This window comes from Ochrobactrum quorumnocens (assembly GCF_002278035.1).
Classification (GTDB): domain Bacteria; phylum Pseudomonadota; class Alphaproteobacteria; order Rhizobiales; family Rhizobiaceae; genus Brucella; species Brucella quorumnocens.
In genome coordinates, this window is the sequence record NZ_CP022604.1 from 826,107 (window position 1) to 851,123 (window position 25,017).

The following is a 25,017-nucleotide window of genomic DNA, read 5'->3' on the forward strand; positions in this document are numbered from 1 at the left end:
AACGGAAACAGGTGAGACATGCTGGCTGATAAGGATCGCATATTCACCAATATCTATGGCTTCAAGGACATGTCCCTGAAGGGCGCTATGTCGCGTGGCCATTGGGATAACACCAAAGGCTTCATCGACAAGGGTCGTGACTGGATCATCGACGAGATGAAGGCATCTGGCCTTCGTGGTCGTGGTGGTGCTGGCTTCCCGACCGGCCTGAAATGGTCCTTTATGCCGAAGGAAGTTACGGACCGGCCGCATTACCTCGTCGTCAATGCCGACGAATCCGAACCGGGCACCTGTAAGGACCGCGAAATTCTGCGCCACGATCCGCATACGCTGATCGAAGGCTGCGTTATCGCCGGTTGCGCCATGGGCGCTCACGTTGCTTATATCTATCTGCGCGGCGAATTCATGCGTGAGCGTGAAGCGCTTCAGGCAGCGATTGACGAATGTTACGATGCAGGTCTTCTGGGCAAGAACAATAAGTGCGGCTGGGATATGGAGATTCTTCTCCATCACGGCGCTGGCGCTTATATCTGCGGCGAAGAAACCGCTCTGTTGGAAAGCCTTGAAGGAAAGAAGGGCCAGCCACGTCTAAAGCCTCCTTTCCCCGCAAATATGGGCCTCTATGGCTGCCCGACGACAGTGAACAACGTTGAATCGATTGCTGTTGCTCCGACGATCCTTCGTCGCGGCGGCGCATGGTTCTCGTCGATCGGTCGTCCGAACAATGTCGGCACGAAGCTGTTCCAGATTTCCGGTCATGTGAATACGCCATGCACCGTGGAAGAGGGCCTCGGCATCACCTTCCGCGAGCTGATCGAAAAGCATGGCGGCGGTATTCGCGGCGGCTGGGACAATCTGCTTGCAGTCATTCCTGGCGGCGCATCATGCCCGATTATTAAGGCCGAAGACATGATGGACGCCATCATGGATTTCGACGGTATGCGCGACAAAAAATCGTCGTTCGGAACAGGCGGTCTGATCGTCATGGACAAGTCCACTGACGTCATCAAGGCAATTGCTCGTCTTGCAGCTTTCTTCAAGCATGAAAGCTGCGGCCAGTGCACGCCTTGCCGCGAAGGTACTGGTTGGATGTGGCGCGTCATGGAACGCATGGTCAAGGGTAACGCGCAGAAGCGCGAAATCGACATGCTGTTTGATGTGACCAAGCAAATTGAAGGTCACACGATCTGCGCGCTTGGTGATGCTGCTGCATGGCCTATTCAGGGCCTGATCCGCAATTTCCGTCCGGAAATTGAAAAGCGCATTGACGATTATACGCGCAACGCTGTTCAGAGCCGCAACATCCGTCTGGAAGCAGCGGAATAAGGCTGACGCATTGTGTGGTGCGGTCCGTCTCCCACGGGCCGTAATAGAGTTTGACATCTGGAAGATGCGGCAAGAGCCGCAGGTTTGGATAAGCGATGGCAAATATTAAGGTTGACGGCACAGAGATCGAAGTACCCGATCACTATACGCTCCTTCAGGCTGCCGAAGCCGCGGGGGCGGAAGTCCCGCGTTTTTGTTTCCACGAACGGCTTTCCATCGCCGGAAACTGCCGCATGTGCCTTGTTGAAGTGAAGGGTGGACCGCCAAAGCCGGCTGCATCCTGCGCTATGGGCGTACGCGATCTGCGTCCCGGCCCGAATGGCGAAGCACCTGAAATTTTCACCAACACGCCGATGGTCAAAAAGGCCCGCGAAGGCGTGATGGAATTCCTACTCATCAACCATCCGCTCGATTGCCCGATTTGCGATCAGGCAGGTGAGTGCGATCTGCAAGATCAGGCAATGGCGTTTGGTACCGACGGTTCACGCTATCGCGAAAACAAGCGTGCGGTTGAGAACAAGTATATCGGCCCGCTCGTCAAGACTGTGATGACACGCTGCATTCACTGCACGCGCTGCGTCCGCTTCACGACCGAAGTGGCTGGTATTTCTGAACTCGGCCTCATTGGTCGTGGTGAAGATGCTGAAATCACCACTTATCTCGAGCGCGCTATGACTTCGGAGCTGCAGGGCAATGTCATCGACCTTTGCCCGGTTGGTGCTCTGACCTCACGTCCATATGAATTCCAGGCGCGTCCGTGGGAATTGAACAAGACTGAAACCATCGACGTGATGGATGCAGTTGGTTCGAACATCCGCGTTGACACCCGTGGTCGTGAAGTGATGCGCATCATGCCACGCGTCAACGAAGCCGTGAACGAAGAGTGGATTTCCGACAAGACCCGTTTCATCTGGGATGGTCTGCGCACCCAGCGCCTTGATCGCCCATATGTTCGTAAGGATGGTCGTCTGGTAGCAGCATCGTGGCCTGAAGCTTTTGCAGCAATCGCTGCCAAGGTTTCGGCAACATCTGCTGACAAGATCGGGGCTGTTGCTGGCGATCTGGCTTCGGTTGAAGAACTTTATGCTCTGAAGAGCCTGATCGCGTCGCTTGGTTCTGCCAATATTGATAGCCGTCAGGATGGCGCAGCACTTGATCCAGCTTTGGGTCGTGCAAGCTATCTCTTTAATACGACGATCGAAGGCATTGAAAATGCTGACGCTCTTCTGATCATCGGCTCCAACCCACGTGTTGAAGCGGCTATTCTGAACGCTCGTATTCGCAAGCGTCAGCGCATGGGCCATTTCCCAATCGCTCTGATCGGTGAACAGGCTGAACTGCGTTACAACTACGAATATCTTGGCGCAGGTGCAGACACACTTGCAGCTGTCGCTTCCGGCAAAAATGCATTCCGCGACGTGCTGGCGAAAGCCGAACGTCCGCTGATCATTGTTGGTCAGGGCGCATTGACTGGCGAAAACGGCGCTGCTGTTCTGGCTCAAGCTGCAAAGCTCGCGCAAGATGTCGGCGCGATCAATGGCGAATGGAACGGCTTCTCGGTCCTTCACACTGCGGCTTCGCGCGTCGGTGCTCTTGATCTCGGCGTTGTGCCGGGTGAGGGCGGCAAGGTTGCAGGCGAAATGCTCGGCAATCTTGATGTTGTGTTTCTGCTCGGTGCAGACGAACTCGACATGACGGCCAAGGGTTCGAGCTTCGTTGTCTATATCGGTACGCATGGCGATGCCGGTGCACATGCGGCTGACGTTATCCTGCCAGGTGCGGCTTACACCGAAAAATCGGGTACATGGCTTAACACTGAAGGTCGCGTGCAGCTCGGCAACCGTGCTGGTTTCGCACCGGGCGAAGCAAAGGAAGATTGGGCAATTCTGCGCGCTCTTTCCGACACGCTCGGCAAGCGTCTGCCATTTGACAGCCTCGCACAGCTTCGCGCCAAGCTCTATGCAGATTACCCGCATATGATGGCCATTGACACTGTTGCACCTGCCGCTGCCGACGATCTGGTCGCGCTGGCTGGTAAGGCAACCAACCTGGGTGGCGGCGCTGCGTTCGTTTCCCCGGTCAAGGATTTCTACCTGACGAACCCAATCGCGCGTGCTTCCGCTGTCATGGCCGAGTGCTCGGCGCTTGCGGCCGGCAGCTTCCAACAGGCAGCTGAGTAAGCGAGAGAGAGACGGAATAATGGACGGAATTTTTGCAGCTTACGTCTTGCCCGCGCTGATTATAGCGCTGAAGTCGGTCGTTCTGCTTGTCGTATTGCTGATCGTCGTGGCTTACCTGCTTTATGCGGATCGTAAGATTTGGGCAGCCGTGCAGCTTCGCCGTGGACCGAACGTCGTTGGCCCATGGGGTCTGTTTCAGGCTTTTGCCGATCTTTTGAAGTTCGTCTTCAAAGAGCCGATCATTCCATCCGGCGCGAATAAGGGTGTGTTTCTTCTTGCACCTTTCATTTCCGCTGTGCTGGCAATGGCAACCTGGGCGGTCATTCCCGTCAATGAAGGTTGGGCAATCGCCAACATCAATGTCGGTTTGCTTTACATCTTCGCTATTTCTTCGCTTGAAGTTTATGGCGTTATCATGGGCGGCTGGGCCTCGAACTCGAAGTATCCGTTTCTGGGTGCACTTCGTTCGGCAGCGCAGATGGTCTCCTATGAAGTGTCGATCGGTTTTGTGATCGTTACGGTTCTTCTGACGGTTGGCTCGCTTAACCTGACAGATATCGTGTTGTCGCAGAATACGGGTATCGGTACATCGCTCGGACTGCCGGCTTCGTTCCTCGACTGGAACTGGCTGGTTCTGTTCCCGATGTTCGTGATCTTCTTCATTTCGGCACTTGCTGAAACGAACCGCCCGCCATTCGACCTTGTCGAAGCTGAATCGGAACTCGTGGCCGGTCATATGATCGAGTATTCGTCCACACCGTTCCTTCTGTTCTTCCTCGGCGAGTATGTGGCGATCACGCTGATGTGCGCCCTGATGACGACGCTCTTCCTTGGCGGCTGGTTGCCTCCGGTCGACGTATGGTTCCTCAATTGGGTTCCGGGCATCATCTGGTTCATGCTCAAGCTTTGCTTCTGCTTCTTCATGTTCGCTATGGTAAAGGCTTTCGTACCGCGTTACCGCTACGACCAGTTGATGCGTCTGGGCTGGAAAGTGTTCCTGCCGATCTCGCTCTTCATGGTTGTTCTGACCGCGACCGTCATCAAAGTCTTCGATCTGGTGTAAGGAGAAAGAAAAATGGCTTCTTTCGCACAGGCCGCGAAATCACTCCTTCTCAAGGAATTCGTCGGCGCTTTCTTCCTCTCCATGCGCCAGTTTTTCGCGCCAAAAGCGACGTTGAACTACCCGCATGAAAAGGGTCCGATTTCTCCACGTTTTCGTGGCGAACACGCGCTGCGTCGTTATCCCAACGGCGAAGAACGCTGCATTGCTTGCAAGCTTTGCGAAGCGATCTGCCCGGCGCAGGCTATCACCATTGAAGCGGGTCCCCGCCGCAATGATGGCACGCGCCGCACGGTGCGTTACGACATCGATATGGTGAAGTGCATCTATTGCGGCTTCTGTCAGGAAGCTTGCCCTGTAGATGCGATCGTTGAAGGTCCGAACTTCGAGTTTGCGACCGAAACCCGCGAAGAGCTCTACTATGACAAGGACAAGCTCCTTGCCAATGGCGATCGCTGGGAACGCGAAATTGCGCGCAACATCGCTATTGATGCGCCATATCGCTGATTGGTTTTGCTGAAACCTCTGTTTCGGCATCCGGTTTGAAAAGCGGCAACAAGAGGGGGCAGCCTCGCTTGTTGCCTGAATTTAAGTTTCGCGATTTTTCGCGACAAACAAAGACTAAAGCGGGCAAAGCAATAGGGCTTTGTCCACGGAAAGGTGTTGGGGGATCCCCATGCTGACAGGTATTGCGGCAGCGTTCTTTTATCTGTTCGCCTTTATCATGATCGCCAGCGCGTTCATGGTGATTGCGGCGCGCAACCCCGTGCATTCGGTGCTGTTTCTGATCCTCGCTTTCTTCAATGCGGCGGCACTGTTCTTGCTAACGGGGGCCGAGTTCCTCGCCATGATCCTGCTTGTCGTTTATGTCGGCGCTGTGGCGGTTCTCTTCCTCTTCGTCGTCATGATGTTGGATGTCGATTTCTCTGAGCTCAAGCGTGGTGCGCTGCAATATGCGCCGGTTGGTGCTCTTGTTGGTCTGATCCTGCTTGGCGAGCTGATCGTTGTGTTCGCAGGTTCGATGTTCGCTCCTAAGCTGGGGCAGGGCTCGGTTCCTATCCCTGATCTCGCAGAACGCACCAACACTGCAGCCCTCGGTGACATTCTTTACACCGACTACGTTTTCAACTTCCAGATTGCCGGATTGGTTCTTCTCGTTGCCATGATCGGTGCGATCGTTCTGACGCTGCGGCACAAGCCAAATGTAAAGCGCCAGTCGATCCCGGATCAGGTTGCTCGTACGCCTGAAACGGCGATCGAGATCAAGAAGGTCGAAACGGGCAAAGGCATCTGAGGATAAGAATATGGAAATCGGTATTTCTCATTATCTGACCGTTTCAGCCATCCTGTTCACACTTGGCGTTTTCGGTATTTTCTTAAACCGCAAGAACGTCATCGTCATCCTGATGTCTGTCGAATTGATCCTCCTCTCGGTCAATCTCAACTTCGTGGCGTTTTCTTCTGTGCTTGGCGATATGGTCGGGCAGGTTTTCGCGCTCTTCGTTCTGACTGTTGCAGCTGCAGAAGCGGCTATCGGTCTGGCAATCCTCGTTGTTTTCTTCCGTAATCGCGGTTCTATCGCGGTGGAAGACGTCAATGTTATGAAAGGTTGACGGGCAAATGCTCTATAACGCGATCGTCTTCCTTCCGCTTATTGGCTTTCTTGTTGCCGGTCTTTTCGGCAACAAGATTGGTGCCAAAGCGAGTGAATATCTTACTTCCGGCCTGATGGTGATCGTTGCGATCCTGTCATGGGTCGTGTTCTTTCAAATCCCGCTCGGCCACGATGCCGAAACGGTTCGTATCCCCGTGCTTCATTGGGTTACGTCCGGTTCGCTGTCCTTTGATTGGGCGCTGCGCGTCGATACGTTGACCGGCGTCATGCTTGTCGTGATCAACTCGGTGTCGGCACTCGTGCATATCTATTCGATTGGATATATGCACCACGATCCGCATCGTCCGCGCTTCTTTGCCTATCTGTCGCTCTTCACCTTCGCCATGCTTATGTTGGTAACGTCGGACAATCTGATTCAGATGTTCTTCGGCTGGGAAGGTGTGGGTCTGGCATCCTATCTTCTGATCGGTTTCTGGTTCCAGAAGCCATCGGCAAATGCCGCCGCAATGAAAGCCTTCGTTGTCAACCGCGTTGGTGACTTCGGCTTCCTGCTCGGTATCTTCGGCCTGTTCGCACTGTTCCAGTCGGTCGATTACAACACGATCTTTGCTGCTGCTGCGAATTATTTGCCTGCTGAAGGTGCTGCCGATACCGGTGCGGTTGTTCTCAACTTCCTCGGCTATGAACTGCACAAGGAAACAGCCCTTACTGTTGTTTGCCTGCTGCTTTTCATGGGTGCGATGGGTAAGTCCGCGCAGTTCCTGCTGCACACATGGCTTCCTGACGCGATGGAAGGCCCGACACCTGTTTCCGCACTTATTCACGCGGCAACGATGGTGACCGCGGGTGTGTTCATGGTTGCACGTTTGTCGCCGATCTTTGAACATTCGCACACCGCATTGTTGATCGTGACGATTATCGGCGCAACGACAGCATTCTTTGCTGCAACAGTTGCGCTTGTACAGAACGACATCAAGCGCGTTATCGCTTACTCGACCTGTTCGCAGCTTGGTTATATGTTTGCGGCTCTGGGTGTCGGCGCTTATGGCGCGGCTGTATTTCACCTCTTCACGCATGCATTCTTCAAGGCACTTCTGTTCCTTTGCGCCGGTTCGGTTATCCATGCCGTTTCGGACGAGCAGGACATGCGTCGCATGGGTGGTCTGCGCAAGCTGATCCCAATCACCTACTGGATGATGATGATCGGTACTGTTGCGATTACGGGTCTGGGCGTTCCAGGAACGATCATCGGTACGGCTGGCTTCTTCTCGAAGGATGCTATTATCGAGTCGGTCTTCGCATCGCACAGCCTTGCGTCAGGTTACGCCTTCACGCTTCTGGTTATCGCAGCGATGTTCACGAGCTTCTATTCATGGCGTCTGATTTTCATGACTTTCTATGGCAAGCCACGCGCTTCCGCTGAAGTCATGCATCATGTGCATGAATCGCCGCCAGTGATGCTCGTTCCGTTGTTGCTGCTTGCTGTTGGTGCTCTGTTTGCTGGTTTCGTCTTCAAGGAATACTTCTTCGGACACGAATATGCAGAGTTCTGGAAGGGCGCGCTCTACACCGCTCCAGGCAATGAAATCCTGGATCATTATCACCACGTTCCGTTGTGGGTTAAACTGTCTCCGTTCATCGCGATGGTGATCGGTCTGGTTACGGCCTGGGTGTTCTATATCCGAGCACCACACATTCCGAAGGCACTCGCAGAACGTCATCGCGGTCTGTACCAGTTCCTTCTCAACAAGTGGTACTTCGACGAACTGTATGACCGCATCTTCGTTCGTCCTGCACGTTGGCTCGGCCGCTTCTTCTGGAAGGTCGGCGACGGCAAGATTATCGACGGATACGGTCCAAACGGTGTCGCTGCACGCGTTCTTGATGTTACAGGTCGCGTTGTGAAGATGCAGTCTGGTTACCTTTATCACTACGCATTCGCGATGCTTATCGGCGTCGCCGCGCTCGTCACCTGGATGATGCTCGGGAGCTCTCTCTGATGACCGATTGGCCAATTCTTTCTACGGTCACATTTCTGCCGCTCGTCGGCGCCTTGTTGATCCTTCTCATCAAGGATGACAGCGAAGCCTCGCGTCGTAACATTAAGAATGTTGCGCTGCTGACTACGGTTTTCGTGTTCATTCTGTCTCTGGTTATCTGGGCTGGGTTTGATAATTCAAATCCAGGCTTCCAGATGGTCGAACAGGTCGACTGGCTCGGTGGTGGGATTTCCTACCACATGGGCGTTGACGGCATTTCAATGCTCTTCGTCGTGCTTTCTGCTTTCCTCATGCCTTTCTGCGTGCTGGCAAGCTGGATCGCTATCGACAAGCGCGTCAAGGAATACATGATCGCGTTCCTTATTCTGGAAACGCTCATGATCGGCGTGTTCTGCGCGCTGGATCTGTTCCTGTTCTACGTCTTCTTTGAAGCAAGCCTTATCCCGATGTTCATCATCATCGGTGTCTGGGGTGGCAAGCGCCGCGTTTATGCAAGCTTCAAGTTCTTCCTCTACACGCTGCTCGGCTCGGTACTGATGCTGATCGCGATCATGGCAATGTACTGGCAGGCCGGTACATTGAATATCGTGGAGCTGCTCAAGTACGATTTCCCTGCAGGCATGCAAACGTGGCTATGGCTGGCATTCTTCGCATCGTTCGCTGTAAAGATGCCGATGTGGCCGGTTCACACCTGGTTGCCGGACGCGCACGTTGAAGCACCAACGGCAGGCTCGGTTATTCTGGCCGGTATCCTTCTGAAGCTGGGTGGCTATGGCTTCCTGCGCTTCTCGTTGCCGATGTTCCCGCTGGCATCTGCCGATTTCGCTCCATTCGTCTTTGCACTTTCCGCAATTGCTATCGTCTACACCTCGCTCGTTGCTTTGGTGCAGGAAGATATCAAGAAGCTGATTGCTTACTCCTCGGTTGCGCACATGGGCTACGTCACCATGGGTATTTTCGCAGCCAATGAGCAGGGTGTGCAGGGTGCAATCTTCCAGATGCTCTCGCACGGTATCGTTTCAGGAGCACTCTTCCTTTGTGTCGGCGTGATCTATGATCGTATGCATACCCGTGAGATTTCGGCCTTTGGCGGTCTCGTCAACAACATGCCGAAATATGCCGTTGCATTCCTCATCTTGACGATGGCGAATGTCGGTCTTCCGGGTACGTCAGGCTTTATCGGTGAATTCCTCACGCTGTTCGGTGTCTTCCGCGTCAATACGTGGGTGGCTCTGTTCGCAACCTCTGGTGTGATTCTGTCGGCAGCCTATGCGCTGTGGCTTTATCGCAACGTGGTTTTCGGTGCGCTGACCAAGGAAAGTCTCAAAGGCCTTCTCGATCTCAGCCCGCGTGAAAAGCTGATCCTGTATCCGCTTGTGATCCTCACCATTTTCTTCGGTGTGTATCCAGTGCCGGTCTTCGATGCGACCGCAAGCGCTGTGCATGCACTGGTTAATAATTACGACGCAGCGCTGGCGAATGCCGCTAGCGCTACGCTGGCGCAGTAGTAAAGGCAAAGGCCCGATGCAAACCGACCTGATTGCTTCCCTGTCTCTCGCAGCACCCGAGGTTCTCCTCGCGCTGAGCGGGCTGGCATTGCTTATGATCGGCGTGTTCTCCGGAGAGCGCGCCTCCACACTCGTCAATGGGCTCGCTGTCGCCGTTTTGATTGCTGCACTGGCTCTTGTCGTTATCTTCCCGCACAACGGTATCGCCTTTGGCGGCAGCTTTGTGAACGATGGTTTCGCACGCTTCATGAAAGTGCTGACATTGATCGGCTCTATCGTGACGCTCGTCATGTCCGTTGGTTTTGCGCGTGAAGAGAAGTTCGACAAGTTCGAGTTCCCAGTGCTGATCGTTCTTGCGACGCTTGGCATGCTCATCATGGTATCAGCATCCAACATGCTGACGCTTTATATGGGCCTCGAGCTGCAGTCGCTCGCACTCTATGTGCTCGCAGCTTTCAATCGTGACAGCGTTCGTTCGACAGAAGCCGGACTGAAATACTTTGTTCTGGGTGCGCTCTCTTCGGGCATGCTGCTTTACGGTATCAGTCTTGTTTATGGCTACACTGGTCACATCGGCTTTGCGGAAATCGCCAGTTCTATTTCCGGTGGCGAGCGTCAGCTCGGTCTGGTCTTCGGTCTGGTGTTCATTCTGGCAGGCCTTTGCTTCAAGATTTCTGCCGTTCCGTTCCATATGTGGACGCCGGACGTTTATGAAGGTTCGCCAACACCTGTAACCGCGTTTTTTGCTGCTGCCCCTAAGATGGCTGCAATGGCTCTGATCGTTCGTGTTGTGGAAGGCGCTTTCGCTCCTGTCACCCACGACTGGCAGCAGGTCATTACTTTCGTCGCAATCGCGTCGATGGTGCTGGGTGCCTTTGCTGCTATCGGCCAGCGTAACATTAAGCGCCTGATGGCTTACTCATCGATCAGCCACATGGGCTATGCGCTCGTTGGTCTGGCAGCTGGTACGGTTGTTGGTGTTCGCGGCGTTGCGCTTTACATGCTGATCTATCTCGTCATGACGCTTGGTAGCTTTGCTTTCATCCTGTCCATGCGGACAAAGGAAGGCAATGTCGAGCAGATTGAAGATCTGGCAGGCCTGTCGCGGACCAATCCGGTTATGGCAACAATCATGACCATGATGCTGTTCTCGCTTGCAGGTATTCCGCCGCTCGCTGGCTTCTTCGGTAAGTGGTACACCTTCGTCGCAGCCGTTGAAGTGGGTCTGTATCCGCTCGCAATCATCGGTATTGTCGCTTCCGTTGTCGGCGCGTTCTACTACCTGCGCATGATCAAGATCATGTGGTTCGATGAGCCGGTAACGACCTTCGTTACACCAGCAATCGAGCTTCGTCTGGTACTGCTCGCTTCGGGTGCATTCGTTTTGTTCTATGGATTGATTGGCGGCTGGCTTGGCGGTTTGGCTGAAACTGCAGCCAAGACGTTCTTCTGAGCATGACAATAAATAAAGCCGCAGGTGATGGCATGGGTTTCACGCTGGCACCTGCGGCTTTAGCAGACGGATACAGACTGGAGTTTTTTCCAGTCGTTGGTTCTACCAATGCAGAGGCGCTGGAGCGGGCGAATGCCGGCGATGCAGGACGCCTCTGGTTCGTTTCTCCCAAGCAGGAGAGCGGACGCGGCCGACGCGGCCGTACATGGACTGCTCCTGAAGGCAATCTTGCAGCAACATTGCTTCTGGTTGATCGTTTTGATCCCAAGATTGCCGCCACTTTAGGTTTCGTGGCTGGTTTGGCTTTGGCCGATGCTGTCGATGCGGTTCTGCCATCGACTGTTGCGGCCCGCGTGAACGTTGCGCTTAAATGGCCGAACGACGTTCTCGTTGACGGTGCAAAACTGTCCGGTATTCTCCTGGAATCGACGTTGCTTGCCGAAGGCCTGTTTGGTCTTGCTGTGGGTATGGGCACGAATGTCGTGGCCGCTCCGGATGGCTTGCCTTACGCTGCGACGTCCATCAACGGATTGGGCGGTAACGCCGATGCTACTATCTTGTTTTTGGCGTTGTCTGATGCATGGTGCCATTATTATAGCATTTGGGATGATGGCCGTGGCCTCAACACGATCCGTGAGCTGTGGCTCAAGCGGGCACACGGACTTGGTCAGCCTGTTGTGATGCAATTGAATGGTCGCATTGTCGAAGGCGTTTTTGAAACTATCGATTCGGATTGCCGGCTTGTCATTCGCGAGGATGACGGTACACGTGTTCCGGTGACAGCTGGGGACGTTTATTTTGGAACAGCGGCCTCTGTTAAACCCGTTTCCTGAGTGAATATTGTGCACAATTGATCGCTGTGCGCGTTGTTCCGGGTTTGCAAACTATCGGCAGCCGGTTCAACTGGGTCATAATTAGGGCGTGTCGTTGAATGATGGGAACAGGTTTTCCCATGATGACAGGCGAAAGAACGAAAACTTACGGCGCATAGCTCAAAAGGTGTTAGACACTTTTGCTAAAGGTTATGCGTTAAATCAAAAAGTTAGAGCGTAAAGCTGAATCAACTCGGCAAGTCGTCGCTCTAAACCATGAGTTAGAACAGGGAGGCATTATGCCCCGCTCACCATCGACCCAATTTGTCTTCCTGCCCCTTGGCGGTGTCGGCGAAATCGGCATGAACCTGGCTATGTATGGCTTAGGTCCAGAAGACAATCGTGAATGGATCGTGGTCGACATGGGCGTAAGCTTTGCCGGTCCAGAACATCCTGGCGCGGATCTGATCCTGCCGGATATTCGCTTCCTTGAAGCCGAGAAGAACAATCTGCGCGGCATCATCATTACGCATGCGCATGAAGACCATTACGGCGCGCTGCTCGATCTTTGGCCACGCTTGAAAGCGCCGGTCTACGCGACACCATTCACGGCAGGCTTGCTTGAAGCAAAACGTCAGTCTGAATTTGGTGCACCGGAAATCCCGGTCACGATCTTCAAGGCTGGCGAAACTTTCGAAGTCGGTCCATTCAAGCTCGAAGCAATTGCCGTTACGCACTCGATCCCTGAACCCGTTTCGCTAGCTATTACCACGCCACTTGGCACGGTTGTTCACACGGGCGACTGGAAGATGGACCCCGATCCTTCGATGGGGCCGCTCATTGATGAAGCACGGTTTCGTGCGCTTGGAGATCAGGGTGTTCTGGCACTCATCTGCGATTCCACCAATGCGATGCGCGAAGGTGAATCTCCTTCCGAGCGTCAAGTCGGCGATAGCCTGCGTGAGCTGATCGAAAATGCACGCGGTCGCGTGGCTGTTACAACCTTCTCGTCTAATGTCGGTCGTATCCGCTCTATTACGGAAGCAGCACGCGATGCTGGGCGTCAGGTGTTGGTGGTCGGTCGTTCGATGAAGCGCACGATCGCTGTGGCAACCGAGCTTGGCTATATGGAAGGCCTGCCGGAGTTCCTCAGTGAAGACGATTACGGCTATATTCCGCGTGAAAATGTCGTTGTTATTCTGACGGGTAGTCAGGGCGAGCCACGCGCAGCGCTTGCAAAACTTGCTCGCGATGAAATGCGCAGCATCGCTTTGTCGGCGGGTGATACAGTGATTTTCTCATCGCGGCCTATTCCCGGTAATGAGAAGGCTATTCTGGATATCAAGAACAAGCTCATCGATCAGGGTATCAAGCTAATCAGCGATGATGATGCGCTCGTGCATGTTTCCGGCCACCCGCGTCGTAATGAACTCAAGCGCATGTATTCTTGGGTGCGTCCGAAAATTCTTGTTCCGGTACACGGAGAGGCAGCACATCTGGTTGCCCAAGGGTCGCTTGGTGCAATGGAAGGCATCGAAGAAATTGCTCAGGTTCGTGACGGCGATATGCTGCGTCTTGCACCCGGCAGAGCCGAAATCATCGATGAAGCACCGGTTGGCCGCATCTACAAGGACGGCAAGCTGATCGGTGACGAAGACGAGATAGGCATGGTAGAGCGTCGTAAGCTCGCTTTTGTCGGTCATGTCGCTGTTTCAGTACTGCTCGATCGTGATTTCAAGATTATGGATGAACCCGATCTCGTGGCTTTCGGATTGCCGGAAGAAGACGGGCAGGGCGATCTGATGGAAGACATTCTGCTCGATGCGGCAATCGAGGCCATCGACAGCATTCCACGCGCGCGTCGTAAAGATCTCGAAGTGGTTCGTGAATCGGTCCGCCGAGCTGTTCGCTCTGCGACAAATGAGGCATGGGGCAAAAAGCCGGTAGTGACGGTGTTTATCAACCGGATAAAGTAGCTCTGTTTTCGGGAGGAGGACACTGATGCTTGAACGCCTGAACCATGTCGCAATCGCGGTGCCAGATATAAAGGCTGCTTCCGCGCTTTACAGCAGCCAATTGGGCGCGAAAGTAACAGCGCCACAAGCCTTGCCTGAACATGGTGTTACGGTGGTCTTCATCGATGTTGGCAATACCAAGATCGAATTGCTTGAGCCATTGGGTGAGGGATCACCCATTGCCTCCTTCCTCGAAAAGAATCCATCTGGCGGCATGCATCACCTTTGCTATGAGGTCGCCGATATTATTGCTGCCCGCGATCGTCTCAAGACCGAAGGCGCGCGCATTCTCGGTGATGGTGAGCCAAAGATCGGCGCACACGGCAAACCCGTTCTGTTTTTGCATCCCAAGGACTTCAATGGGACACTGATCGAACTGGAGGAGGTATAATAATGTCCTGGGTTTCAGGCATCGCGATTTATTTTGTCATCTGGTGGACGACGCTGTTTGCGCTTTTGCCTGTCGGCTTGCGGACGCAAGCAGAAGAAAACGATGTGACACTGGGTACGGTTGCAAGCGCTCCTGCCAAGCCGCGCATCGGGCTTGCATTTCTGCGAACAACCTTGGTGGCTACGGCTATCTTCTGCCTTTACTATTACATGACGCAGATCAAAGGTTTCGGCCTTGACGATATCCCGCACTTCTTCCCTGATCTGAAGTAAAAGCGGTCGTTCTATAGTGCTTATTTTTCTGATTTGACGGAGCGGCGCCTAAAATTTAGGCGTCGTTTTGCGTTGGGCAGTGGGCGCATTTTATTGAGAATATGCCTTGAATCTAAAAATTATTGTTTCTGCATAACTGTTTGAATAGATAGACAATTAGCGAAGCGACATGCTTTATTTTAATGAAGTTTTTCGAGATGGATGCGCACCGAAACTAAGCTTACGGCGGCTCCAGTTGATGTTTAATCGTTGGAACCGCTGTAACTATTTCTTTTTACGCATTTCCGAACGCAAAACTGGTTTCCACTTTTGCTGGAAATGCTTTAACGCCAGCCGTTCAGCATGATGAAAATAAGAAAAGTAAAAAGAATATCAAAGGCTTGTGCTGAGCGTTGCGGTTTCGCAGATTGCAGTCGCGATAAAGCCAAAAAAAAAGCAAGGCTCACGCCTTGCTAGTCGAATACGCGTTCGACCCGTTTCCATTTTACTGGCGGCGGCGGAATTTCGCGCCTGGATCCATCCTCCCAAGACTTTGACCGCGTGATACAACGGTTCTATTCCGTTGTTAGGCTTGTTGATGAAAAAAATAGCGGACTGCACACCTTTTGTCACCAAAAATCTTTCGAGTCGTCATATTTCCTTCGTATTTTTTTCTGTTTTAATATCTCAGATACATAATACATTGAAAATTAAAGTGAATCCTTCAGCAGTCTTTCCTTATCTGTATTTAACAAGTCGCCGATGATGGTTGTGGACGGCAAAAAGGCTCCTCAGTAAAGCGCGGAGAGGCGGGTTTTCAACAGCGGCATAACCCGATATGAAACCGCCAAGTTTGCTTAATTTTTGCCTGATTCTACACACACTCAGTTGATACTCAGGCAATCTCTCTCTTGATCGGTGGTCACGATGCGTCTGTCGCAGTATTTTTTGCCCATTCTGAAAGAAAACCCAAAGGAGGCAGAAATTGTCTCTCACAGGTTGATGCTGCGCGCCGGTATGATCCGGCAGCAGTCGGCAGGCATCTATTCATGGCTCCCGCTTGGTCTTAAGGTCCTCAACAAGGTCTGCAACATCATTCGTGAAGAGCAGAACCGTGCAGGGGCCAACGAAATTCTCATGCCGACGATCCAATCCGCCGATCTTTGGCGCGAAAGTGGTCGCTACGATGCATACGGCAAGGAAATGCTGCGCATTCAGGACCGTCAGGAGCGCGATATGCTCTTCGGTCCGACCAATGAGGAGATGGTCACGGATATTTTCCGTTCCTATGTGCGCTCCTATAAGGATCTACCGCTCAACCTCTATCATATTCAGTGGAAGTTCCGCGATGAAGTACGTCCACGTTTCGGCGTAATGCGCTCGCGCGAATTCCTGATGAAAGACGCCTATTCGTTCGACCTCGATTATGAGGGCGCGAAAATGGCTTATTATCGCATGTTCGTTTCCTATCTGCGCACTTTCGCCCGCGTAGGCCTGCAGGCGATCCCGATGCGTGCCGATACCGGCCCGATCGGTGGCGATCTTTCTCATGAGTTTATCATTCTCGCGGAAACAGGCGAAAGCCAGGTTTATTGCGACAAGGCTTATCTCGATCTGGCGGTTCCAGGTGCTGATACGGATTTCCGTAATGATGCGCAGCTAACGGATATCGTTACACGCTGGACAACGCCTTATGCGGCAACTGATGAAATGCACGACGAAGCAGAATGGTCTGCGGTGAAAGCCGACGATCAGGTTTCGGCTCGGGGTATCGAAGTTGGTCATATCTTCCATTTCGGCACCAAGTATTCCGAACCAATGGGTGCGAAAGTGCAGGGGCCTGATGGCAAGGACCACCTTGTATCAATGGGTTCTTATGGTATTGGCCCATCGCGTCTGGTTGCTGCCGCGATTGAAGCTTCGCATGATGAAGCAGGCATCATCTGGCCAAAGGCAATCGCACCGTTCGGCGTTGGCATTGTCAATATGAAGCCAGGTGACGAAGGTTGTGATGGCGTGAGCGAAAAGCTCTACGAAGCCTTCACTAATGCTGGCCTCGATCCGCTGCTGGACGACACGGACAACCGTCCGGGCTCCAAATTCGCAACTCTTGATCTGATTGGTCTGCCTTATCAGGTGATCGTCGGTCCACGCAGCGTTGCCGCGGGTGAAGTCGAAGTTAAGGATCGCAAGACGGGTGAGCGTCAGAACCTCACTGTTGAAGCGGCAATCAACCTGTTGACGGCTTAAATATGAGCAATGCGGCGGCAGCAAAATCTGATGGCAAGCAGAAGGCATCGAGCAAGGCGCCTTCTTCCGGTCCGTTCTCAGCCTTTGAGCGGATGATCGCATGGCGCTATTTGCGAGCGCGCCGCCGCGAGACGTTTATTTCGGTCATTGCCGGTTTTTCTTTCACCGGCATCATGCTTGGTGTTGCCACACTCATCATCGTTATGGCGGTGATGAACGGGTTTCGTGCCGAGCTTTTGACCCGCATTCTGGGTATCAATGGCCACCTCATCATGCAGCCGATGGATCGGCCGCTTGATGATTATGCGAGCCTCATCCAGCGCATAGATGGTATCAAGGGCGTCCAGTTCGCCATTCCTGTGGTCGAGGGGCAGGCTCTCGTTCAGGGCAACATCGGAGCTGGCACCGGTGCATTGGTGCGCGGACTTCGGGAAGAGGATCTGGACAAGCTCAAGCTGGTTTCCACGAACGTAAAACAGGGCACCTTGAAGGGCTTCGATCAGAGCGGCGGCGTGGCAATCGGTACCCGTATGGCTGAAAATCTGGGCCTTTCTATTGGCGATTCATTGCGCGTTATCTCGCCCGATGGTGACGTCACGCCTTTTGGTGTCAATCCACGCGTGAAGGCTTATCCGATTGCCGCAATCTTTGAGATCGGCATGTCGGAATATGATGCGTCAATTGTGATGATGCCGCTTTCAGAGGCGCAGCTTTTCTTCAATCAGGAAGGCAAGGTGCAATCACTAGAGATATTTGTCGACAATCCTGACAAGGTTGATGCGATGCGCGCGCCTGTCGAGGAGGTGGCGGCAAGGCAGATTTCTCTGGTCGATTGGCGTCAGCGCAACCAGACTTTCTTCTCGGCACTACAGGTCGAACGCAATGTTATGTTCATGATCCTGACCTTGATCGTGCTTGTTGCTGCGCTCAATATTATCTCCGGCCTTATCATGCTGGTGAAGGACAAGGGGCGGGATATTGCGATCCTCAGAACCATGGGAGCAACGCGTGGCGCGGTCATGCGTATATTCCTGATGACTGGTGCGGCGATTGGTGTGACCGGTACTCTTGCCGGTGTGGTTTTAGGTGTCGTGGTATGCCTTAATGTCGAGAGGATTCGACAGTTCTTCTCATGGCTTTCAGGCACGACATTGTTCAATCCGGAACTGTATTTCTTGAGTACGCTTCCAGCAAAGATGGACGTCGGTGAAACAGTTTCCGTCATTGCGATGGCCTTGATCCTTTCCTTTATTGCCACCATTTTTCCGGCCTGGCGCGCTGCCAAACTCGATCCGGTCGAAGCACTGAGGTATGAATAATGGCGGCTGAAGTCATTCTGCGCCTGGAAAATGTGAGCCGGGCCTATAAGGAAGTCGATCGTGAACTGGTTATCCTGAAGGATGCGAGTTTCACTTTGCGTCGTGGTGAGATGGTGGCGCTCGTTGCACCATCTGGTGCGGGCAAGTCGACTTTGCTGCATACTGCGGGTCTGCTGGAGCGTCCGGACAGCGGCGACGTTATTCTGGATGGTCGCTCGTGCAGCACGCTTTCTGAAGATGAACGCACGGCTATCCGCCGAAACGATGTTGGCTTCGTGTATCAGTTCCATCATCTGTTGCCGGAATTCTCAGCACTCGAAAACGTGATGATGCCGCAAATGATCCGTGGCTTGCCGCAGAAGGCAGCATCAGCACGGGCACAGCAGCTGCTCGACTATATGAAGATCGGCAAGCGCGCATCCCATCGTCCGTCAGAGCTTTCCGGTGGTGAGCAGCAGCGCGTCGCGATTGCGCGTGCAGTTGCCAATGCGCCTCTGGTGCTGTTGGCTGATGAGCCAACGGGCAATCTTGATCCGACGACATCGTCTTATGTCTTCGGTGCTCTGGAGGCTCTTGTGCGCCAGTCGGGGCTTGCAGCATTAATCGCGACGCATAACCACGAACTGGCCCGCCGTATGGATCGTCGCGTGACGCTTCGCGAAGGCAAGGTCGTCGACGTCTGATCATAGCGTTTGAGCCAAAAGTGCGAAGCGGTTTTGCGTGAGGTAAATGCGTACAAACAAATAGTAACAGTGGTTCCAACAATTCGATCTCAACTGGAGCCGCTGTAAGCATATGGCAAGGCGGGAAGCGTGTCTGCCATGCGGTATCAAAGCAATTTCCCACATATCTCATTTGTTCAACGCCGACAGCCACGCTGCCGGCGATTGCACGTTTATTTTTCATAAACCTTAAATACACGTGGTCATTAAGGCAGGTGTTGACATTAGAACAAAAATGGAACAAAAACTAAACATACGTGAACAAAGAGGAGTTATTCCAATGACCGATCTCGTCTACGACGTTTTGTCTTTCGTCTCCGTCAGCCTGTTCGTTGCCACTTTCGCCATCTGGGTAAGTGTAATCTGAAAACGTGATAAGGGTTCTCTTGTGAACCCCGTTGATTGTAACGACCGTCGCTCTGGACATCGTTGCCGTATTCCCCGAAACTGGCGTAGTGGGCGATAAGAGTCGCCCGTTACCGGGTGCAGCTCTCATTCACTGAGACGTGCTCGGTCTGCGCCGGAACATGATTTCGCTATCATGTTAGGGCGGTGCTATCAGCTCTGCATAGATCGGGGAAATAGAATGAGTGATACAGCAAGCATTGCAGCGGGCGAGGGCAAGTCGTCACCTCGTTTCGTTCATTTGCGGGTACATTCTGCCTATTCCTTGCTCGAAGGTGCTCTGCCCGTCGGCAAGATCATCAAACAGGCGATTGCCGATGAAGCACCGGCCATCGCGATAACCGACACCAATAATCTTTTTGGTGCTCTGGAATTCGCCCAGAAGGCTTCGAAAGATGGCTTGCAGCCAATTATCGGGTGTCAACTGGACGTAGGGTTCGGCGATCACAACGATAATAGCCGTAGTGCCAATCGCCGACTGGTCCTTGATTTGGCGCCTATCGTTTTGCTCGCTTCGACCGAAGAGGGCTATGCCAATATCGTAAGGCTCGTCAGCCGTGCATTCCTCGATACCCCATCGGGCGATCCGGTTCACATTGATGCAAGCTGGCTGTCCGGCTTGTCCGATGACGTCATCGTGCTTTCGGGTGGACAGCTCGGTCCAATCGGACGGGCTTTTGCTGCAGATCGCCCGGACCGTGCAGAAGCGCGTCTAACTTTCTTGAAAGAAGCTTTTGGCAATCGGCTATATGTCGAATTGCAGCGTCAATCAGGCTATGACCGCGGGCTTGAGGCGAAGACCGTTGAACTCGCCTATGCGATGGACTTGCCGCTTGTGGCAACCAATGAAGCCTTCTTCCTCAAGGCGGAGGACTTTGAGGCGCATGATGCGCTGCTCGCTATTGCTGAGGGACAAATCCTTTCCAATGATGATCGCCGCCGTCTGACGCCCGACCATCATCTTAAAAGCCGCGCCGAAATGACGGCTCTGTTTGCCGATCTGCCGGAAGCGCTCGAAAATACGATTGAAATTGCAGAGCGTTGCAGCTGGTTCACACAGACACGCCAGCCAATTCTCCCGCGCTTTACTGGCGAATCTGACGATCCGGAAGCAGCTATTGAGGCCGAAGCAGAGGAGCTGGCCCGACAGGCGCGTGAAGGCTTGAAGATGCGGCTCGAAACAGCTGGTCTTGCTGAAGGATATACGGAAGAACAATATTCCGAACGTCTCGATTACGAGATTGGCATTATCACCCGCATGAAGTTCCCGGGTTACTTCCTAATCGTTGCGGACTTTATTAAATGGGCGAAGTCGCATGGCATTCCCGTTGGGCCAGGGCGTGGTTCGGGTGCCGGTTCTCTTGTCGCTTATGCATTGACCATTACTGACGTTGATCCGCTGCGGTTCTCGCTGCTGTTTGAGCGGTTTCTCAATCCAGACCGCGTATCGATGCCCGATTTCGATATCGACTTCTGTCAGGAACGTCGCGAAGAAGTCATTCGCTACGTGCAGGAGAAATACGGGCGCGATCAGGTCGCACAGATTATAACTTTCGGAACGCTTCAGGCGCGCGCTGTGCTGCGCGACGTGGGCCGCGTTCTCGAGATGCCTTACGGGCAGGTGGATCGTCTTTGTAAGCTGGTACCGCAAAATCCTGCCAACCCAGTTTCTCTGGCGCAGGCTATTGAGACAGAGCCGAAGATCAACGAGGAGCGCGAGAAAGAACCGGTCGTTGGCCGTCTTCTCGATATGGCGCTGAAACTGGAAGGTCTTTACCGACACGCCTCAACGCACGCCGCCGGTATCGTGATTGGTGATCGTCCGCTTTCTGAACTCGTGCCAATGTATCGCGATCCGCGCTCGGATATGCCGGTTACGCAGTTCAACATGAAGTGGGTTGAGCAAGCGGGGCTGGTCAAGTTCGACTTTCTTGGCCTGAAAACGCTCACTGTGCTGGAAACAGCGGTTAAGCTTGTCGCCCGTAAAGGCATTGAAATCGACCTTACGCGCCTGCCTCTTGATGATGAACTGACCTATGAAATGCTTTCGCGCGGCGAGACGGTCGGTGTGTTTCAGGTGGAAAGTGCGGGCATGCGCAAGGCGCTGCTCGGCATGCGTCCCGACCGCATTGAAGACATCATCGCGCTTGTGGCCCTATATCGTCCGGGTCCGATGGAGAATATCCCGACCTATAATGCGCGTAAGAATGGTGAGGAGGAAATCGCCTCCATTCACCCGAAAATTGATGGCCTGATCAAGGAAACGCAAGGCGTTATCGTTTATCAGGAGCAGGTAATGCAGATCGCGCAGGTGCTTTCGGGCTACTCGCTCGGTGAAGCTGACCTTCTGCGTCGCGCCATGGGTAAGAAGATCCGCGTGGAGATGGACAAGCAGCGCGTTCGTTTCGTCGAAGGGGCGATTGCAGGCGGTGTCGATAAGGCGCAGGCGAATATGATCTTCGACCTGTTGGCCAAGTTCGCCGACTATGGCTTCAATAAGTCTCACGCCGCAGCATACGCGATCGTGTCTTATCAGACCGCCTACATGAAGGCGCATTATCCGGTCGAGTTTCTCGCCGCGTCTATGACCTACGATATGTCCAACGCCGACAAGCTCAATGACTTCCGGCGCGAGGCCAATCGTCTGGGTATCGATGTCGTGACACCATCCGTCATGACTTCCTTCCGCACATTTGAGGTGGGCGAAAGAAAGATTTTCTATTCGCTGGCGGCGATCAAGGGCGTTGGCGAAGCGGCTGTAGACCACATCGTCAACGTACGGGCTGAGAAGCCTTTTGAAAGTCTCGAGGATTTTTGCGAGCGGATCGATCCGAAAATCGTCAATCGACGTGTGACGGAAAGCCTGATCAATGCAGGCGCGCTGGATTGCTTCGGGCGTGATCGCGCCGCTATGAGCGCCGGCATGGACCGCATCATGGGCTTTGCACAGCGCACGCAGGAAAATGCAGCAAGTGGCCAGTCAGATATTTTCGGCCTTTCGGGAGCACCGAAAGAACAATTGATCCTGCCACAGGCAGCACCCTGGCTGCCGTCAGAAAAGCTCCATCGTGAATTTCAGGCGGTAGGCTTTTACCTGTCCGCTCATCCGCTGGATGAATATCGTCAGGTTCTCGACCGTATGCGCGTTCAGAGCTGGGCCGATTTTTCGGCTGCTGTGAAGCGCGGTGCAAATGCCGGGCGTCTGGCAGGCACTGTCACGACCCGTCAGGAACGCAAGACTCGCACTGGCAACAAGATGGGTATCGTGCAGCTTTCGGATGCCAGTGGTCAGTTTGAAGCCGTGCTCTTTTCGGAAGGTCTTGCGCAGTATCGCGATCTTCTCGAAAGCGGCAAATCGGTGGTGATAACTGTTGCTGCTGAAAACCGTCCAGAAGGCATTGGTCTGCGCATCCAGACGGTCCAGTCTCTCGAAGATGAAGCGTGTCGGATGCAGAAGGCATTGAGGCTTTATCTGCGCTCTGCAGAGGCGGTTAAAAGTATCGTGCCGCATTTCAACACGCGTGGTGACGGTCAGGTGAGCCTTATCGTGATCAAGGAAGAAGGCCAGCGCGAAGTCGAGATCGAACTTCCGCACCGCTATCGCGTCAGTCCACAAATCGCCAGCGCCATGAAGGCAATTCCCGGTGTCGTGGAAGTCGAACTGGTTTAGAGCGCGTCCCGAAAAGTGTGAAACGGTTTTCGGACAAAGATGCGCGTTAAAACAGATAATTAGAGCGCCGATCTGATCCAATCAGATCGAAACGCGCTTTAATGAAAAACCGGCCAATGGTGATTGGCCGGTTTTTTCTTTATGCAGATGCTTTCAGGTTCAATGCTTTGCGTATTTCTGGCGCAACCTTGGTCCCGAACAACTCTATCGATTTCATTGTATGCTTATGCGGCAGGTTACCAAGGGCGGTCTGCAACAAGAAACGATCATGTTTGAAATAGCTGTGCTGGGTTAGAATTTTATCGATCACCTGCTGAGGGCTACCGACAAGCAGCGAACCGCGCGGCTGGCACATGGCATCAAATTGTTCTCGAGTGGTTGGTGGCCAGCCGCGTTCCCGCCCGATTTTGCTCATCACATGAGAGTAAGGGTCGAAAAACTCATTGCCAGCTTGTTGAGAGTTTTCAGCAATATAGCCGTGTGAGTTTATTCCAACTTTGAGCTTTTCAGGGGTATGACCGGCCTTGAGGCCAGCCTCGCGATAGAAATCGGTCAGCTGTGAAAAGCGTTCCGGGTATCCGCCAATAATGGCAATTGCCAACGGTAAGCCAAGAAGCGCTGCGCGACCCACCGAGGCAGGCGTCCCACCAACCGCAAGCCATACTGGCAAAGAGCCCGGGAAGGCACGGGGATAGACACCGCGTCCATCAATTGCGGGGCGCGTAGTTCCGGTCCAGTCTACGCGTTCATTCTCCCGGGTATTGAGGAGGAGGTCGAGTTTTTCAGCAAAAAGCGTGTCGTAATCGTCGAGATCATATCCAAACAGCGGGAAGGATTCGATAAACGACCCGCGTCCGGCCATGATTTCGGCGCGACCATTGGAGATGAGATCAAGCGTCGAGAACTGCTGATAAACGCGTACCGGATCATCGGACGAGAGAACCGTCACGGCACTGGTCAGTTTGATGTTTTTGGTGCGCGATGCGGCTGCTGCCAACACAATTGGTGGCGCAGAAACGGCATAGTCTGGGCGGTGATGCTCGCCCACACCGAAAACATCAAGACCCACCTGATCGGCAAGCTCGATTTCTTCAATAAGATTGTTGAGCCGCTGTTGCGGCGAAAGGAGGCGATTGGTTTCGAGATCAGGCCCGATATCGCCGAATGTATAAATACCGAGTTCCATGGCGTTCCATCAATTCGTTGGCTGTCGCAACCTAGTTAAGATGACTCATGCTGCTTGTTAAGAACGCACTGAAAGGTGATTGGGTTACCTTGAGGAAACCGGGCGGTTGCCCGCCCGGAAATAGATGGTTTTAGTATGCTGCGGTGAAGCGCTTTCGAATTTGCTTGCCTTGTTCTGCTTCATCCACGATTGCAACGGCCAGATCTTCTACGGAGATTTTGCTTTCGCCCTTGTCGTCAAAAACAGGCTCGTCTGCACCAAGGCGATATTTGCCTGTGCGTTCGCCGGGCTGGAGGATGATTGCAGGAGAGACAAAGGTCCAGTCCAGGTCCTTCTCTTCGCGCAACTCATTCAATGCCTGACGTGCACCTAGTGCGCCTTCTTTCCATTCGGCAGGGAACTCAGGGGAATCCACAAGCTGGTGGCCCTTGATCGCGAGGCTACCGGCTCCGCCTACTGCGATGAGACGCTTAACACCTGCTTTTTTGGCAGCTTCATTGATGGAACGGCTACCCTTGATGTGGTTTTCACGGATGTTGGCGTCCGCCCAGCCGGGATTGAACGCAGAAATGACGATGTCATGCCCTGCAATCTGCTTTGCGAGCGCATCGGTGTCGAATATGTCCGTCTTCACCGCAGTAACATTATCGAGTTTCGCAACCTTATCCGTATTGCGGACGAGCGCGGTTACGCTATGGCCGCGCGATGCGGCTTCCTTGAGAACGGCAGTGCCAACAAAACCCGTAGCGCCGATCAGTGCGATTTTAGCCATGACAGTTTCCTTTCAGTTCCAACTGGAGAAGTGATATTTAATAATCAGGTTCTTTATGGTAACTAGGTAGTCGATACGACGA

At 53.4% G+C, this 25,017-nt stretch carries 19 protein-coding genes; 17 read left to right on the forward strand and 2 right to left on the reverse strand.

Translation table 11 applies throughout. The features are described from left to right. Positions 1 to 18: 18 nt before the first annotated feature. The 17 genes from nuoF to dnaE all read left to right on the forward strand — a co-directional run bounded on the left by nuoF (position 19) and on the right by dnaE (position 22,977). Positions 19 to 1,326: an NADH-quinone oxidoreductase subunit NuoF gene (nuoF, locus tag CES85_RS13455; RefSeq protein WP_095446441.1), complete on the forward strand. Its 1,308-nt coding sequence runs from the start codon at positions 19 to 21 to the stop codon at positions 1,324 to 1,326. A gap of 95 nt (positions 1,327 to 1,421) precedes the next feature. Beyond that, positions 1,422 to 3,506 (forward strand): NADH-quinone oxidoreductase subunit NuoG, encoded by a 2,085-nt coding sequence (nuoG, locus tag CES85_RS13460; protein WP_095446442.1) that lies wholly within the window; start codon positions 1,422 to 1,424, stop codon positions 3,504 to 3,506. Positions 3,507 to 3,525: 19 nt separating this feature from the next. Beyond that, a complete protein-coding gene (nuoH, locus tag CES85_RS13465; protein WP_095446443.1) occupies positions 3,526 to 4,569 on the forward strand; it encodes an NADH-quinone oxidoreductase subunit NuoH in 1,044 nt (347 codons plus the stop codon). Positions 4,570 to 4,581: 12 nt separating this feature from the next. Beyond that, positions 4,582 to 5,073 (forward strand): NADH-quinone oxidoreductase subunit NuoI, encoded by a 492-nt coding sequence (gene nuoI, locus CES85_RS13470; protein ID WP_094576849.1) that lies wholly within the window; start codon positions 4,582 to 4,584, stop codon positions 5,071 to 5,073. A gap of 169 nt (positions 5,074 to 5,242) precedes the next feature. Then, a complete protein-coding gene (locus tag CES85_RS13475; RefSeq protein ID WP_095446444.1) occupies positions 5,243 to 5,860 on the forward strand; it encodes an NADH-quinone oxidoreductase subunit J in 618 nt (205 codons plus the stop codon). 10 nt (positions 5,861 to 5,870) lie between these two features. Next, positions 5,871 to 6,179 carry an NADH-quinone oxidoreductase subunit NuoK gene (nuoK, locus tag CES85_RS13480; protein WP_007874552.1) on the forward strand — a complete coding sequence of 103 codons (309 nt, stop codon included), beginning with the start codon at positions 5,871 to 5,873 and terminating at the stop codon, positions 6,177 to 6,179. Positions 6,180 to 6,186: 7 nt separating this feature from the next. Beyond that, positions 6,187 to 8,181 (forward strand): NADH-quinone oxidoreductase subunit L, encoded by a 1,995-nt coding sequence (nuoL, locus tag CES85_RS13485; RefSeq protein WP_095446445.1) that lies wholly within the window; start codon positions 6,187 to 6,189, stop codon positions 8,179 to 8,181. Then, positions 8,181 to 9,689 carry an NADH-quinone oxidoreductase subunit M gene (locus tag CES85_RS13490; RefSeq protein WP_095446446.1) on the forward strand — a complete coding sequence of 503 codons (1,509 nt, stop codon included), beginning with the start codon at positions 8,181 to 8,183 and terminating at the stop codon, positions 9,687 to 9,689. Before nuoL ends, CES85_RS13490 begins: the two co-directional genes overlap by 1 nt. Before the next feature lie 16 nt (positions 9,690 to 9,705). Next, positions 9,706 to 11,142 (forward strand): NADH-quinone oxidoreductase subunit NuoN, encoded by a 1,437-nt coding sequence (nuoN, locus tag CES85_RS13495; RefSeq protein WP_095446447.1) that lies wholly within the window; start codon positions 9,706 to 9,708, stop codon positions 11,140 to 11,142. 32 nt (positions 11,143 to 11,174) lie between these two features. Beyond that, complete coding sequence (locus tag CES85_RS13500) at positions 11,175 to 11,975, forward strand: biotin--[acetyl-CoA-carboxylase] ligase (RefSeq protein WP_095447877.1); 801 nt, start codon at positions 11,175 to 11,177, stop codon at positions 11,973 to 11,975. Positions 11,976 to 12,253: 278 nt separating this feature from the next. Next, a complete protein-coding gene (locus tag CES85_RS13505) occupies positions 12,254 to 13,930 on the forward strand; it encodes a ribonuclease J (RefSeq protein ID WP_095446448.1) in 1,677 nt (558 codons plus the stop codon). A 25-nt stretch (positions 13,931 to 13,955) separates the two neighbouring features. Continuing rightward, positions 13,956 to 14,360: a methylmalonyl-CoA epimerase gene (mce, locus tag CES85_RS13510; RefSeq protein WP_095446449.1), complete on the forward strand. Its 405-nt coding sequence runs from the start codon at positions 13,956 to 13,958 to the stop codon at positions 14,358 to 14,360. Between the two features lie 2 nt (positions 14,361 to 14,362). Beyond that, entirely contained in the window at positions 14,363 to 14,632 is a 270-nt protein-coding gene (locus tag CES85_RS13515) for a DUF1467 family protein (RefSeq protein WP_095446450.1), read from the forward strand. A gap of 906 nt (positions 14,633 to 15,538) precedes the next feature. Next, positions 15,539 to 16,861 carry a proline--tRNA ligase gene (gene proS, locus CES85_RS13520; protein WP_095446451.1) on the forward strand — a complete coding sequence of 441 codons (1,323 nt, stop codon included), beginning with the start codon at positions 15,539 to 15,541 and terminating at the stop codon, positions 16,859 to 16,861. Between the two features lie 2 nt (positions 16,862 to 16,863). Beyond that, positions 16,864 to 18,180: a lipoprotein-releasing ABC transporter permease subunit gene (locus CES85_RS13525; protein ID WP_095446452.1), complete on the forward strand. Its 1,317-nt coding sequence runs from the start codon at positions 16,864 to 16,866 to the stop codon at positions 18,178 to 18,180. After that, entirely contained in the window at positions 18,180 to 18,863 is a 684-nt protein-coding gene (locus CES85_RS13530; RefSeq protein WP_095446453.1) for an ABC transporter ATP-binding protein, read from the forward strand. The genes CES85_RS13525 and CES85_RS13530 overlap by 1 nt, the downstream gene beginning before the upstream one ends. 625 nt (positions 18,864 to 19,488) lie before the next feature. Beyond that, a complete protein-coding gene (dnaE, locus tag CES85_RS13540) occupies positions 19,489 to 22,977 on the forward strand; it encodes a DNA polymerase III subunit alpha (protein WP_095446455.1) in 3,489 nt (1,162 codons plus the stop codon). Positions 22,978 to 23,116: 139 nt separating this feature from the next. Here dnaE and CES85_RS13545 read toward each other — a convergent pair whose 3' ends face one another. Both CES85_RS13545 and CES85_RS13550 read right to left on the reverse strand, forming a co-directional pair. Next, positions 23,117 to 24,163 (reverse strand): LLM class flavin-dependent oxidoreductase, encoded by a 1,047-nt coding sequence (locus CES85_RS13545; RefSeq protein WP_095446456.1) that lies wholly within the window; start codon positions 24,161 to 24,163, stop codon positions 23,117 to 23,119. Positions 24,164 to 24,293: 130 nt separating this feature from the next. Continuing rightward, positions 24,294 to 24,935, reverse strand: coding sequence for an NAD(P)-dependent oxidoreductase (locus tag CES85_RS13550; RefSeq protein WP_095446457.1), 642 nt, complete (start codon positions 24,933 to 24,935; stop codon positions 24,294 to 24,296). Between the last annotated feature and the right edge of the window lie 82 nt (positions 24,936 to 25,017).